This is a genomic window from Sphaerisporangium album (assembly GCF_003323745.1).
GTDB lineage: Bacteria > Actinomycetota > Actinomycetes > Streptosporangiales > Streptosporangiaceae > Sphaerisporangium > Sphaerisporangium album.
In genome coordinates this window covers 533,938-548,239 of sequence record NZ_QOIL01000002.1, presented here as the reverse complement: position 1 = coordinate 548,239, position 14,302 = coordinate 533,938, and the positions used below count along the sequence as shown (strand labels likewise).

General features: G+C 69.4%; 12 protein-coding genes. 8 read left to right on the top strand and 4 right to left on the bottom strand.

Annotated features, from left to right (window positions below; genetic code table 11):
• Positions 1-21 precede the first annotated feature (21 nt).
• On the top strand, positions 22-1,776 hold the full coding sequence (locus DQ384_RS04845; protein WP_114027435.1) for a carbohydrate-binding module family 20 domain-containing protein: 1,755 nt from the start codon (positions 22-24) through the stop codon (positions 1,774-1,776).
• A 60-nt stretch (positions 1,777-1,836) separates the two neighbouring features.
• On the opposite strand, the gene DQ384_RS04840 is transcribed toward DQ384_RS04845, so the two are convergent.
• Complete coding sequence (locus DQ384_RS04840; RefSeq protein WP_114027434.1) at positions 1,837-2,787, bottom strand: endonuclease/exonuclease/phosphatase family protein; 951 nt, start codon at positions 2,785-2,787, stop codon at positions 1,837-1,839.
• 363 nt (positions 2,788-3,150) lie between these two features.
• Between DQ384_RS04840 and DQ384_RS04835 the strand changes: the two genes are divergently transcribed.
• Positions 3,151-3,435 carry a HesB/IscA family protein gene (locus DQ384_RS04835; RefSeq protein WP_114027433.1) on the top strand — a complete coding sequence of 95 codons (285 nt, stop codon included), beginning with the start codon at positions 3,151-3,153 and terminating at the stop codon, positions 3,433-3,435.
• A gap of 39 nt (positions 3,436-3,474) precedes the next feature.
• On the opposite strand, the gene DQ384_RS04830 is transcribed toward DQ384_RS04835, so the two are convergent.
• Complete coding sequence (locus tag DQ384_RS04830) at positions 3,475-4,035, bottom strand: GNAT family N-acetyltransferase (RefSeq protein ID WP_114027432.1); 561 nt, start codon at positions 4,033-4,035, stop codon at positions 3,475-3,477.
• 477 nt (positions 4,036-4,512) lie between these two features.
• Here DQ384_RS04830 and DQ384_RS04825 point away from each other — a divergent pair, with 477 nt between their 5' ends.
• The 6 genes from DQ384_RS04825 to DQ384_RS04800 all read left to right on the top strand — a co-directional run bounded on the left by DQ384_RS04825 (position 4,513) and on the right by DQ384_RS04800 (position 13,044).
• Positions 4,513-5,574 carry a LacI family DNA-binding transcriptional regulator gene (locus DQ384_RS04825; protein WP_245966249.1) on the top strand — a complete coding sequence of 354 codons (1,062 nt, stop codon included), beginning with the start codon at positions 4,513-4,515 and terminating at the stop codon, positions 5,572-5,574.
• Between the two features lie 170 nt (positions 5,575-5,744).
• Positions 5,745-7,127 (top strand): ABC transporter substrate-binding protein, encoded by a 1,383-nt coding sequence (locus DQ384_RS04820; RefSeq protein WP_114027430.1) that lies wholly within the window; start codon positions 5,745-5,747, stop codon positions 7,125-7,127.
• Between the two features lie 69 nt (positions 7,128-7,196).
• Positions 7,197-8,114, top strand: a complete 918-nt coding sequence (locus DQ384_RS04815) for a carbohydrate ABC transporter permease (RefSeq protein WP_114027429.1) — start codon at positions 7,197-7,199, stop codon at positions 8,112-8,114.
• A gap of 15 nt (positions 8,115-8,129) precedes the next feature.
• Positions 8,130-9,131: a carbohydrate ABC transporter permease gene (locus DQ384_RS04810; protein WP_114027428.1), complete on the top strand. Its 1,002-nt coding sequence runs from the start codon at positions 8,130-8,132 to the stop codon at positions 9,129-9,131.
• A gap of 105 nt (positions 9,132-9,236) precedes the next feature.
• Positions 9,237-10,790, top strand: coding sequence for a glycoside hydrolase family 13 protein (locus DQ384_RS04805; RefSeq protein ID WP_114027427.1), 1,554 nt, complete (start codon positions 9,237-9,239; stop codon positions 10,788-10,790).
• A 205-nt stretch (positions 10,791-10,995) separates the two neighbouring features.
• Positions 10,996-13,044, top strand: coding sequence for a glycosyl hydrolase family 28-related protein (locus DQ384_RS04800; protein WP_114027426.1), 2,049 nt, complete (start codon positions 10,996-10,998; stop codon positions 13,042-13,044).
• Between the two features lie 132 nt (positions 13,045-13,176).
• On the opposite strand, the gene DQ384_RS04795 is transcribed toward DQ384_RS04800, so the two are convergent.
• Complete coding sequence (locus DQ384_RS04795; RefSeq protein WP_114027425.1) at positions 13,177-13,617, bottom strand: hypothetical protein; 441 nt, start codon at positions 13,615-13,617, stop codon at positions 13,177-13,179.
• Positions 13,607-14,212 carry a hypothetical protein gene (locus tag DQ384_RS04790; protein WP_114027424.1) on the bottom strand — a complete coding sequence of 202 codons (606 nt, stop codon included), beginning with the start codon at positions 14,210-14,212 and terminating at the stop codon, positions 13,607-13,609. The genes DQ384_RS04795 and DQ384_RS04790 overlap by 11 nt, the downstream gene beginning before the upstream one ends.
• Positions 14,213-14,302 lie beyond the last annotated feature (90 nt).

Below are 14,302 nucleotides of genomic sequence, written 5' to 3'. Positions count from 1 at the left end.
CATCCAAGCTGGAGGCCCCACGTGAGATCCTACAAATCCCCTCCCCTCACCCCACCCGCCCGGCCCGTCACCCTCGCCGCCGTCCTCACCCTGCTGCTCGCGCTGCTCGCCGTCCCCCTGACGGCCGCGCCCGCGCAGGCCGCCCCGCCGGGCTCCAAGGACGTGATCGCCAACCTCTTCACCTGGAACTGGGACTCGGTGTCGGCCGAGTGCACCAACGTCCTCGGCCCGGCGGGGTACGGCGGCGTGCAGGTCTCGCCGCCGCAGGACTCGCTGAAGCGGTCCGGCGTCCACTCCTGGTGGGAGCTCTACCAGCCCGCCGCCTACGACATCGCCGGCCGCCTCGGCAACCGGGCCCGCTTCCAGGCGATGGTGCAGGCCTGCCACGCCGCCGGGGTCAAGGTGTACGCCGACGCGGTCATCAACCACATGACCGGCCAGGGCGCGACGTCCTACGGCGGCAAGAGCTTCACCAAGTACACCTATCCCGGCACGTACTCGTCCCCCGACTTCCACTACTACCCGGCCGCCTGCGGCAACTCCGACAACACCATCCACGACGCCGACTACGCGGGCAGCGCGAACAACGTGCAGCGCTGCGAGCTCGTCGGGCTCGCCGACCTGGACACGGGCGCGAGCTACGTGCGCTCCCGCATCGCCGCCTACCTCAACGACCTGATCTCCCTCGGCGTGGACGGGTTCCGCGTGGACGCGGTCAAGCACATGAGCCCCGCCGACCTGTCGGCGATCTACGGCCAGGTCACCGGGTCGCCGTACATCTTCCAGGAGGTCATCTACGGCGCCGGGGAGGCCGTGCAGCCGAGCCAGTACACCGGGCTCGGCGACGTGATGGACTTCCAGTACGGGCGGTACCTGAAGCAGAAGTTCGAGGGCAACATCTCCGAGCTGCAGACCTTCGGGGCCTCGTGGGGCGGCATGCAGCCGAGCGCCAAGGCCGTCACCTTCGTCACCAACCACGACACCGAGCGCAACGGCTCGACCCTCACCTACAAGAGCGGCGCGACCTACACCCTGGCCAACATCTTCCAGCTCGCCTGGAACCACGGGACGCCGCAGATCTACGACGGCTTCACCTTCACCGACAACGACGCCTCCCCGCCCTCCGACGGCAACGGGTACGTCACCGCGGCGAACTGCTCGGGCTGGACCTGCCTGCACCGCGACTCCGCGATCAACGGCATGGTGGGCTTCCGCAACGCGGTCAGGGGCACGTCCGTGGCCAACTGGAGCGCGCCGAGCTCCAGCGTGATCGCCTTCAGCCGGGGCTCCACGGGCTGGGTGGCCATCAACAACGGCACCGGCTCCCACACCGGCGCGTTCTCCACCGGCCTGGCCGCGGGGACCTACGCCAACCTGACCGGCGGCGGCACCGTGACCGTGAACTCCGGCGGCACGGCGACCGTGACCGTCCCGCCCAAGGCGGCCGTCGCCATCCGCGTCGGCGGCACGCCGCCCCCGTCCACGTCGATCGCGACGTCCTTCAACGCCGACGTGACGACCAGCTGGGGGCAGAACGTCTTCGTCGTCGGCAACGTCCCCGAGCTGGGGTCCTGGGCACCCGCGAGCGCCGTGCCGCTGTCCTCGGCGACCTATCCGATCTGGCGCGCGACGGTGAACCTCCCCGCCGGCACCGCGATCCAGTACAAGTACATCAAGAAGAACTCCGACGGCTCGGTCACCTGGGAGAGCGACCCGAACCGCGCCTTCACCACCCCCTCGACCGGCACCGCGACCAGGAACGACACCTGGCGCTGACATCGGGCGCGCCGGCCGGAGGCCGCCTGGGAGGGCGCGTCTCCGGCCGGCCCGCGTCCGTCAGAGGTCGAGGCGGGCGAAGAGCGGGGCGTGGTCGGAGTCGGCGGCGTCGCGGCGGGCGTTCGGGTCCTCGGTGATCGAGGGCAGGCCGTGGCCGACCACCGACCGCATCTCGCCGACCTTCTCGATCAGCGCCCGGCTCACCAGGATGTGGTCGATCAGCTCACCCTTGCCGTTGTGGATCCGCGAGTACCGCTCGTTCTCGGGCATGATCAGCGTGGCGAGGTTCCACAGCCGCCAGGCGTCGCCCCTGTCCGGGCGGAGCGCGCCCGGCGTGCCCAGCTCGGACCCGGGCGGCCCGAGCACGATCTGCGTGGTGGCGGCCTGCGGCTCGTCGTTGAAGTCGCCGACCACGACGACCGCCCGCCGCTGCCCGTGCCCGGCGACCAGCGAGTCGGCGAGGCCGCGCAACGTCGTCGCCTCCGCCGCCCGCCGGTACAGCGCGTACGCGCCGTACCTGGCCCGCTCCCCCTCGTCGCGGGCCGCGAACCTGCCCCCGGGGAAGCTGAGCAGCTTGGACTTCAGGTGGCAGACGGCGACGTCCAGCGTGACGCCGGGGGCCGGGTCCACCTGGACGGCGATCATGCCGCGGCTGGTCTGGTCGGTGCCGGGACCGTCGTCGTCGTGCTGCACGGCCGCCAGCGGCGCGGTGAAGGCGCTCACCTCCGCCGTCGCCGTGAGCGGCAGCCGGCTGATCACGCCGACGCGGATGCCCCGGGCGTCGGGGTGGCGTGACAGCGCGACGTGCCATTCGCCGCCGAGCGCGTCGGTCAGGTCGGCCAGCGCCTCGGGGTGGCCGACCTCCTGGACGCCGAGCACGTCGGGGGCGAAGCCGTTGATCGTGGCGGCGAGGGCCTTGATCTTGGCCTTGTAGGCCGTCTCGTCGCGCGGCCCGAACTCACCGCCCGGACGGTACAGATTCTCCAGGTTCCACGTGCCGACGACGACCATCACCGCTCCCGCCCCTCCGGTGCGGGACAGGGATCGGGTTACGTCCCGCCGCTCCACTATGACCCTCCGCGCAGGGCCGCGCCATGCCTTCGCCGCGTAGCCGGAGGGTGTGTCGCCGAAGAGGCCCTTCCCGTTCACCCGGCGGCCACCGGGCCTGATCACACCGTCCCCCCGCCGCCGGGCCGGGCGTCCTCGTGAGTGCCGCCTGGCCCTGGGACGACGGGTGTCCGGAGATCAGGCCAACGAGGCGTCAACGGATCCTTAGCGAGATTCGACCCGCAGAATCAAACAGAACGGTTTATCGCCTTCATGGGAGGCAAAGGCCGAACTGTTGGAACACGTCAACCCTGGCGAGGAGACGCAATGCTCACGCTGACAGACACCGCCGCCAAGGTGATCCGGGACCTCAACGCCCAGTCCGAGTCGACCGACAAGGGCATCCGCATCTCGTCCCAGGGCGACGACGCGGGCTCGCTGATGCTCTCCGTCGCGGAAGGGCCCGAGACCACCGACAAGGTGGTCGAGAGCGAAGGGGCCAAGGTCTACCTCGACCCTGTGGCGGCGTCCGTGCTCGAGGACAAGGCCCTCGACGCCAACATCGACGACCAGGGCGGAATCTCGTTCCACGTGGAGGACCAGCCGCACTGACCCGCCCCACCACACCGGCCCTCCCCCCGGACGGGCACGTCAGGTGCCGATGTGGGCCCAGGTCCGGAGGCTCAGCCTCCGGCCCTTCTCCTCCAGGACCGTGGGCGGGGCGTCGGTGAGGCCGAACCCGGCCGCGCGGGCCACCCGCACGCTCGCCTCGTTCTCGTTCTCGATCTCCAGGTACACGTGGGTGAGCCCCGCGGAGGAGTGGGCGAACTCCACCATCATCGTGACGGCGCGCACCGCCAGCCGCCGCCCCCGGTGGGCGGCGCCGACGGCGTAGCCGATGCTGCCGGTCCCCGCGCCCCAGCCCACCCGGCTCAGCAGGATCTCGCCCTTGGCCTCGCCCCCGTCAGTGGTGATCGCCAGGTTGAGGCGCTCCCCCGCCGCCCGCGACCGCCGGGCGGCCTCCAGATAGCGGCGCGCCGCCCCCAGATCGAACGGGCTCGCCAGCGGCGTCCAGTACGCCACGTCCGGATCGTCGAACAACTGGGCCATCACCGGAATGTCATCCTCGGTCCACTCCCGCAGGACCAGCCCATGCCCGCTCAGCCGGACCTCGGAGGGAAAGGCGGGACGCGTACCGTACTCGATCGTCATGGGGGCCTCTCGATGGCGGGGACCACGTGGCCATAGGCTGCCAGATCCGGCACTCGCCCGAGCGTGACACGAGACTCTTTTCCCCGCACAAGGCCACTTCCCAGGCCGACGTCTCGCCTCGCACGCCATAGGCACGCTCTCACGCACAACATGCCATCACGGCGAAGACAGCCCATCCTGCGGACACCCGGCCGTGGCGCGGTGCCGGGCGGAAGGGTCTCGGGGACAGGCGCGTCCTCCTGTCCCCGAGGGCCCGGTCCGGCGCGGCGCGGGCGTCGTTTCGTCCTGCGGAACTGCCCACACCTTAGGATGACGCCGCGGTGTCCGCAATGTTTCGACGGAAACGTGCAAGGTAACGACTGCGTCACGGCACCGGGGGACGAAGGGCACAGCCTGGCGGGTTCGTCAAGAGGCGTTGTGAATCATCCGACCACAAGTCGCAAACTGTTTGCGCAGGTATGCCGTATATTTGCGGGCGTGACAAGCGACAATGCGACCGGGCGGTCGACCACACGTCGGCTCGCCGAGGTCGCGAAGAAGGTCGGGGTCAGCGAGGCCACCGTGAGCCGCGTTCTCAACGGCAAACCCGGAGTCTCCGACGCAACCCGCGCGGCCGTCCTCACCGCGCTCGACGTCCTCGGGTACGAGCGGCCGACGCAGTTGCGGGGCGAGCGCGCCCGCCTCGTCGGCCTCGTGCTGCCGGAACTCGGCAACCCGATCTTCCCGGCGCTCGCCGAGGTGGTCGGCGGCGCCCTGGCCCAGCGCGGCTTCACCCCCGTGCTGTGCACCCGTACCGCCGGCGGCCTGTCGGAGGCGGACTACGTCGAGATGCTGCTGGAACAGCACGTCTCCGGCGTGGTGTTCGCCGGCGGCCACTACATGGAGGCCGACGCCCCCCACGAACACTACTTCCGGCTGCTCGAACTGCGGTTGCCGGCCGTCCTCGTGAACGCGGCGATCAGCGAGCTGAGCTTCCCCTGCCTGGCGACCGACGACGCCGTCGCCGTGGAACAGGCGTTCGGCCACCTGACCTCGCTCGGGCACACGCGCGTGGGCATGGTGCTCGGCCCGGAGGACCACGTGCCCTCCCGGCGCAAGCTCGCCGCGTTCGAGGCGGAGGCGCGCCGCGCGGGGCTTGACCTGGGGCCTGACTCGATCGAACGCAGCCTGTTCTCCCTGGAGGGCGGCCAGGCGGTCGCCACCCGGCTGATCAAGAACGGCATCACCGGCATCATCTGCGCCAGCGACGTGATGGCGCTCGGCGTCCTGCGCGCCGTGCGGCGCCTCGGCCTCTCGGTGCCCGAGGACGTCTCGGTGGTCGGGTACGACGACTCGTCGTTCATGAACTGCACGAACCCGCCGCTCACCACCGTCCGCCAGCCGATCGAGGCCATCGGCAGGACGGCGGTGACGCTGCTGGTGAGCCAGATCGAGGGCGGTTCGGTCACGGCGGAGGAGCTGCTTTTCGAGCCCGAGCTGGTCGTGCGCGGTTCCACGGCGCCCGCCCGGCTGCGCGACCAGCCCATTCGACCGGTGTGACGTCAAGGTCACATACCCGTGGCAACGAGGTCACTGTCACTTTTTTGCATCATGCACGCCGAACTCTTGCTGTCATATGTCCGCCTCTATATGTTGCTCCCAACCGGTTCGCGAAGCCCGTACCAGATCTTGAGCCTCGTAGTCGGGGGCAGTCCAGGAGGGAAACATCTATGAAACCCCGCAACCTTGCGATCCTGCTAGCCGCAGGACTCGCCCTCGGCGCCGCCGGATGTGGCGGCAGCGACTCCGGCAGCACTCCTGAGGCCACGTCGTCCCAGGGCTCCGCGGCTCCGAGCGGCGACGCTCCCGTGAGCTTCTCGATCGGCTGCAAGCCGCCCAAGAGCAACCCGAAGGAGGCGGCTCAGTGGGACGCGGACGTCGCCGCCTTCCAGAAGCTCAACCCGAACATCACGATCGACAGCAAGGACGCCTTCCCCTGCATCGTTCCCGAGACCTTCCAGGCGAAGCTCGCCGGCGGTGAGATGGAAGACGCCTTCTACGTTTATTACACCGACGTCCAGAAGATCATCGCCTCTGGCCAGGCGGCCGACATCACGCCGTACCTGGACACGGTGAGCACGCTGAAGGACATCCGCCCGGACGTCATGAGCGTCTTCAAGAGCGGCGACAAGGTCTACGGCATCCCGCGGACCAACTACGGCACCGGCCTCGTCTACAACCGGAAGCTGTTCACCCAGGCCGGGCTCGACCCCGACGCCCCGCCGAAGACCTGGACCGAGGTGCAGGCCGCGGCCAAGAAGATCGCCGCGCTCGGCCCCGGCTACGTCGGGTACGGCGAGTACAGCGCCGGCAACACCGGCGGATGGCACTTCACGGTCTCGATCTACGGCCGCGGCGGCGAGATGGTCAGCCCCGACGGCAAGACGGCCGCCTTCAACAGCCCCGAGGGCAAGGCCGTCCTCGAGAACCTCAAGACGATGCGCTGGACCGACAACAGCATGGGCACCAAGCAGCTCCTGCGCTGGGAAGACCTCATGCGCATGATGGGCAGCGGCAAGCTCGGCATGATGATCGGCGCCCCGGACGTCGTCCAGGCCGTCAACAACGACTTCAAGGGCAAGTTCGAGGACTACGGCGTGACCGCGCTGCCCGAGGCCAAGGCCTCCCTGAGCGGCGGCGACGGCTACATGTTCAACCCCAAGGCCACGCCCGAGCAGATCAAGGCCGGCCTCAAGTGGCTCGAGTACCGGTTCCTGACCCCCGGACAGGGCCAGTTCAACTACGAGCGGTCCAAGACCGACGGCCTGCCGGTCGGCCTGCCGACCACGGACCTCTACGGCTCCGCCCCCGAGGGCGTGAAGATCAACGAGCAGCGTACGCAGTTCGCGACGGTGCCGGTGGACCACTTCAAGCCGTACGTCGAGGGGGCCGCGAACATCCCGTTCAAGCTCGAGCCGCCGAAGGCGCAGGAGATCTACGCCGTGCTCGACACCGCGATGTCCGCGGTGCTGACCCGGCAGGACGCCAACATCGACCAGCTTCTCTCCGACGCCGAGAAGAAGGTCAACAACATCCTGGCCAAGTCAAGCTGATCTGAGCACGGGGTGCCGGCCCACAGGCCGGCACCCCGCCGGTCACCGTCGAAATCAGGAGCTCAACCGATGACCACAATGACCGTGAAGGGATCACGGCGCCGCACCACGGGGGCGGTGCGACGCGGTGTGCGCCGCAACCTGACGGCGTACGGATTCCTCTGCGCGGCGCTGATCTGCTTCGCGTTCTTCTCCTGGTACCCGATGGTGCGGGAGTTCCTCCTCAGCTTCCAGAAGACGAACTTCGTCGGGCCGCCCGAGTGGGTCGGCCTGGACAACTTCCGCACGGTGATCGACGACTCGGCGTTCGCCCCGGCGTGGATCAACACGGCCGCGTTCACGGGCCTCGCGCTCATCGTCGGGTACGCCGTGCCGTTCGTCGCCGCCATCGTGCTCAACGAGCTGCGCCACGCCAAGGCGTACCTGCGGTTCGTCGTCTACCTGCCGGTCATGCTGCCCCCGGCGGTCGCGGTGCTGCTGTTCAAGTGGTTCTACGACCCGGGCCCCGGCCTGTTCAACCAGATCCTGGGCTTCGTGCACCTCCCCGGGCTGAGCTGGCTGGACTCCACCAGCACCGCCCTGATCTCGCTGGTGATCGTCTCCACCTGGATGAACCTCGGCACCGGCACGCTGATCTACCTGGCCGCGCTGCAGAGCATCCCCAGCGAGCTGTACGAGGCCGCGGAGCTCGACGGCGCCGGCCTGTTCAAGCGGATCTGGCACGTCACCGTCCCCCAGACCAAGCTGATCCTCCTGGTGATGCTGCTCCTCCAGATCGTCGCCACCATGCAGGTGTTCATCGAGCCGTACCTGCTCACCGGCGGCGGCCCGGAGAACGCGACGGTCACCGTCGCCTACCTGATGTACCAGTACGCCTTCAGCTTCGGGAACTTCGGCGGCGGCGGCGCGCTGGGACTCATGCTCATGATCGTGCTGATGGTGTTCTCCGCCATCTACCTGCGCGTCTCGCGGGACGACAAGAACTAGAAGGGAGTGGCAGCGATGTCGAACAGCACCGTCCGGTCGGCGGGCAGTGACGTGCGCCCGAGCCGCCCCGCCCGACCGGGGGCCCCGCAGGTGCCCGGCCCCCGTGCGGAACGACGGCGCAGGCGGGCCAGGGAGCCCCAGCGCCAGTTCCGCGGCGTCGTGTCGCCGCAGACGCTGAGCACCCCGCACGGCAAGGCGATCTATTGGATCGTTCTGGTCACCGTCGTGGCGCTCTTCACCGCGGTCTTCGTGTTCCCCCTGTACTGGATGATCACCGGGGCGCTCAAGTCGGCCGACGAGTTCGCCCAGATGCCGCCCACGTTCTTCCCCAAGTCGATCGACTGGGGGGTGTACAAGGAGGCGTGGGACCAGCTCGACCTCGGCCTGTTCCTGCGCAACACCCTCATATACGCGGCCGGCGCCTGGTTCTTCACGCTGGCCATCGACGTGACGGCGGCGTACGCGCTGTCGAAGCTGCGGCCGGTGCTCGGCAAGCTCGTGCTCGCCCTGATGCTCTCGACGCTCATGATCCCGCCGATGGTGATCCTGCTGCCGGCGTACCTGACCGTCAAGGACCTCCCGATCCTCGGGTTCAACCTCCTCAACACCCCCTGGGCGATCTGGCTGCCCGCCGCCGCCAACGGGTTCTTCATCTTCCTGCTCAAGCGATTCTTCGACTCGATCCCCCGGGAACTGCTGGAGGCCGCCCAGATCGACGGCGCCAGCCCGGTGCGGATCCTGTGGTCGATCGTGCTCCCGGTATCTCGGCCGATCATCGGCGTGGTGTCCATCCTGGCGGTCGTGAACGTCTGGAAGGACTTCGTCTGGCCGCTGCTCGTGCTGCCCGACACCGACAAGATGTCGATCAGCGTGGGCATCTCCTCGCTGTCGGCGCAGATGCCGCAGAACGTGCTCATGGCGGCGTTGGTCATCGCGAGCATCCCGGCCATCGTGGTCTTCTTCATCTTCCAGCGCAGCATCATGGCGGGCCTGACCGCCGGAAGCCTCAAGGGATGACCCGGAGCTAGCCGTACAACGCCCACGCGCAGCCGTACACACGGCCTGGGCCGCCCGACGCGGCGGCGCGAGCCGTACACCGAATCTGTAAGGAGAGATTCCAGCATGTCCGAAACGTGGTGGCGGGGAGCCGCGATCTACCAGGTCTACCTGCGCAGCTTCGCCGACGGCAACGGCGACGGCATCGGCGACCTGGCCGGCCTGCGGTCCCGTCTTCCGTACCTCTCCGATCTCGGTGTCGACGCCGTCTGGCTCAACCCCTGGTACCCCTCGCCGATGGCGGACGGCGGCTACGACGTGGCGGACTACCGCGACATCGAGCCCAGCTTCGGCACGCTGGCGGAGGCGGAGAAGTTCATCCAGGAAGCGCACGCGGTGGGCATCAGGACGATCATCGACATCGTCCCGAACCACGGCTCCGACCAGCAGGAATGGTTCGTCCAGGCGCTGGCCGCCGGCCCGGGCTCGCCCGAGCGCGCGCGGTTCTGGTTCGCCGAGGGCCGGGGCGAGGGGCTGCCTCCCAACGACTGGAAGTCCATCTTCGGCGGGCCCGCGTGGACGCAGGTCCCCGACGGGCAGTGGTACCTCCACCTGTTCGCCCCCGAGCAGCCGGACTTCAACTGGACCAACCCCGAGGTCATCGAGGAGTTCCACGACGTCCTGCGGTTCTGGTTCGACCGGGGCGTGGACGGCATCCGCATCGACTCCGCCGCCGTGCTGATCAAGGACTTCACCAGCGAGGAGGAGTCCTACACCGACCACGACGGCGTCCACGACATCTACCGTGGCTGGCGGCGCATCGCCGACGAGTACGGCGAGCGCATCCTGATCGGCGAGGTGTGGCTGCCCGACCAGGAGCGGTTCGCGCTCTACCTGCGCCCCGACGAGATGCACACGGCGTTCAACTTCGACTTCATGTCCCGCCCCTGGGACGCGCGCGAGCTGCGCGAGTCGATCGACATGACGCTCGCCTCGCACCTGCCGATCGGCGCACCGCCGACCTGGGTGCTGTCCAACCACGACGTCCCGCGCCCGGTCACCAAGTACGGCCGCGAGAACACCGCCTTCAGCCACGCCGACCGCCGGGACGGCGTCCCGTCCGACCTGGTGCTCGGCGAGCGCCGCGCCCGCGCGGCGGCGCTGCTGGCCATGGCCCTGCCGGGCAGCCTGTACGTGTACCAGGGCGAGGAGCTGGGGCTGCCGGAGGTCGACGACATCCCCGCCGAGCTGCGCCAGGACCCGATCTGGACCCGCTCCAAGCACACCGTGCCCGGCCGGGACGGCTGCCGCGTGCCGCTCCCGTGGTCCGGCCAGGCGGCGCCGTTCGGCAACGGCACCGGGACGCCGTGGCTGCCGCAGCCCGCCACCTGGAAGGACCTGACCGCCGAGGCGCAGGACGCCGACCCCGGGTCCATGCTCTGCCTGTACCGCGCCGGGCTGAGCATCCGCCGCCAGGAGCTCGGCGACGGCACCCTGCGCTGGCTGGACGCCGGCGAGAACGTCCTCGCCTTCGCCCGCGAGTCGGGCCTGGCCTGCGTGGTGAACCTCGGCGCCGGGCCGGTCGCGCTGCCGGCCAACCAGGGCGTCGTGCTCGCCAGCGGCCCGCTGGACGGCGAGCTGCTCCCCACCGACACCGCCGTCTGGCTGCGCACCGCCTGAAGCCCGCACGACCCTGTCCGCACGACGTCCGTACGACGTCCGTACGAGTCCGTACGACGTACTATCCGCACCCGTCCGCCACGCAGGGCCGGCCGTCTTCTCGGGGACACGGACGCCCTCTGTCTTCACCGTCCCTCCGCTATGGGCCGTCCCGCCCGGGACGGCCCTCTTCCCACGCCACTCCTGAGAAGGCGAGTTCACCCCCATGCAAGGAGCTGTCTTCAGGCTGCCCGCCGTGGTGGCCTGCGCCGCGCTGGCGCTCGCGGGGCTCACCACGGCCGCCGACGCGCAGTCCCCGTTCCAGTCCTCGTTCCAGTCGGCGCGCACGTCCTCCGCCGCCACCCCCGCCGTGACGCGTGCCGCCCTCGACCCCGCGCTCGTCGCGGGGCGCGGAGCCTCCGTCGCGTTCGCCGAGCAGGAGGCGGAGAACGCGTCGACCAACGGCACCGTCATCGGCCCGGACCGCAAGGCCTACACGCTGCCGTCGGAGGCGTCCGGCCGTAAGGCGGTCAAGCTGACGCCGGGCCAGTACGTCGAGTTCACGCTGCCGGCCGCGGCCAACGCGATCACGGTGCGCTACAGCATCCCCGACGCGCCGAACGGCGGCGGCATCACCGCGCCGCTCGACGTGACGGTGAACGGCGGGGCCAAGCGGGCCCTCACGCTCACCTCGCAGTACGCCTGGCTGTACAACCAGTATCCGTTCACCAACGACCCGAACGCCGACCTGCTGCACCCGGACTGGTGGATCACCGAGTGCCAGTGCGTCCCGAGCGCCACGACGCCCGCGCCGACGATCACCAAGCCGTTCCGGCCGAGCCACTTCTACGACGAGCAGCGCCTGCTGCTCGGCAGGACCTACCGCGCCGGTGACAAGGTGCGGCTCAGCGTCCCCGCCGGGAGCAACGCGGCGTGGACGGTCGTCGACCTGCTCGACTCCGAGCTGGTCGGCGCGCCGCACGTCCGGGTCGTCGCGGCCAACGTGCTGGCGTTCGGCGCCGACCCGCTCGGCCGCCGCGACTCCGCCGACGCGTTCGACAAGGCGATCGCCTTCGCCAAGCGCAACAACCTCAAGGTGTACGTCCCGCCGGGCACCTTCCAGGTGAACCGCCACATCATCGTCGACGACGTGACGATCGAGGGCGCCGGCAACTGGTACACGATCATCAAGGGCCGCGAGGTCGCCCTGCCCACGCCGGCCCCCGACGGCTCGGTGCACACCGGCGTCGGCTTCTACGGCAAGGACGCCTCGGCGGGCGGCAGCAGGAACGTCCACCTGTCCGGCTTCACGATCCAGGGCGACGTCCGCGAGCGCATCGACACCGACCAGGTCAACGGCATCGGCGGCGCGCTGAGCGACTCGACCATCGACGGCCTCTACATCCGCCACACCAAGGTCGGCATGTGGTTCGACGGCCCGATGACCAACCTGAAGATCAGGAACAGCATCATCGTCGACCAGATCGCCGACGCGATCAACTTCCACACCGGCGTCACCAACTCGTCGGTGTCGAACACCTTCGTCCGCAACACCGGCGACGACGGCCTGGCCATGTGGTCGGAGAAGACCGCCAACGCCGGCAACACCTTCGACCACAACACCGTGCAGACGCCGGTCCTGGCCAACGGCATCGCGATCTACGGCGGCACGGACAACACCGTCTCGGGCAACCTGGTCGCCGACCCGATCCGCGAGGGCAGCGGCATCCACGCCGGGTCCCGCTTCGGCGCCGAGGCGTTCGCCGGGCACCTGTGGATCACGAACAACACCACGGTCCGGGCCGGCACCTACGAGCTGAACTGGAACATCGGCCTCGGCGCGATCTGGCTGTTCGCGCTGGAGAAGAGCATCGACGCCGACATCCAGGTCGTGGGGGACCACTTCCTCGACAACACCTACAACGCGATCATGATGGTCAGCGACTGGCCGGTGAAGGACAAATACTCGATCACGAACGTCCACTTCAAGGACGTCCGGGTCGACGGCACGGGCACCTCGGTGGTCAGCGCCCGCGTGAAGGGCTCGGCCTCCTTCGAGAACGTGGACGCCCGCAACGTCGGCGCCGCCGGCGTCAACAACTGCGGCAGCTTCAACTTCCCGCCCACCGGCTCGGAGTTCTCGCTGACCGACCTCGGCGGCAACGACGGCGGCGGCACCACCGGCCCGTGGCTCGCCCCCTGGGAACTGCCGAACACCATCACCTGCGACGACCGTCCCCCGGTCGTGGCGCCCCCGGCCCCCTCGACCTGGTGACCCTCTGACTCCCTGACCCTCCGACCCCGGGTCCCGCCGCGGCCTCCTGCCATGGGCCGTCGGGCACCCCTCCCAGGTACGGCCCGCGCTCCCCGCCAGGGCGCGGGCCGTACCGCGTCCCCGGCGGATCTCTCAGCGTCGTCGGCGCACCGGTCTCGCCAGGTCCCGGCAGCGCGTCACCAGATCGTCCACCTCCGGGGAAAGCGGATCCGCGCCGTCGTCGTCGCAGCAGGCAGGCTTGGTACGTCTGCCGGACGGGGGAGCCTCGAGGCCGCACACTTTCCAGAGCGCGGCGTAGACGTCACGCGCCCGATCACGTTCGTCATGCGCGCCTATCAGCAGAACCCAGGCACGGCCAGGTTCCTCGAACGCGACCACCGCGCGGCCGGCGTTCCTCAGGTGTTTGACGCAGAGCCGGCTCACAGGAACGTCCCCGGTGAGCCTGTATCCGAGGGCCGCACACCCTCGCGCCTCGAGATCCCTGATGAACGCGTCCAGTGCCTTCAGATCGGGCCCTCTCAAGATTCCGGCCTGCTTCTGAGCCAGCTCGGAGAGAAAGACCTCAGTCCTCATCGGTGAACAGTCCAGGCTCCTTCGAGCTCCACTCGGCCCTGATCTCGCGCCACGGACGGCCCGCGCCCTTGCGCATCTGCTCAAGGCCCTCGGCCAGTTCGTCGCTCTGCAGCAGTCCGTCGTCCTCCAGACGCCGCCAGACCGCCTGGAGGAGATTCCGGGATCGTCCGGCCTTCCGAAGGTCGCGGACGAGGGCCGCCACGGTGTACAAGCGCTCCGCGTCGAGCATCAGCCGGGGCTTCGCCTGGACCGAGGTGAGGACCCCCTCTCTGACCCAAGCTCGCACGGTCTTCATGTCGCACTTGAGAATCTTCGACGCGGTCGCGACCCGTACGGGCCGGGCGCGGGCCAGTAGGTCGGCGACCACTTCCCTGACCGCGTCGCGCGTATCGGCCTCCTGTGTGCTGCAAGCCACTCTGTCCAGCTTGCCGGCCTGATCGAACAGAGCCAGAGCAGCGCGTTCCTCGGCTTCCTTGGTGCGTGAGGCCTCCGCGGCCAGGGCGGTCGCATGGCGCGGATGCGCGGTGGCGGCGGCCCGGGTCTTCTTCTCCTTGCTCGCGTGAGCCATGGACTTCCGGAGCTTGACGGCGGTCATCGAGATCCCCTCCTCACTCCGACCACTCCCTAGTTATACCGCGAAAGAAGGGAGTCAACGAGTCAAGTCGTGGCACCCTCAATTCCGCAG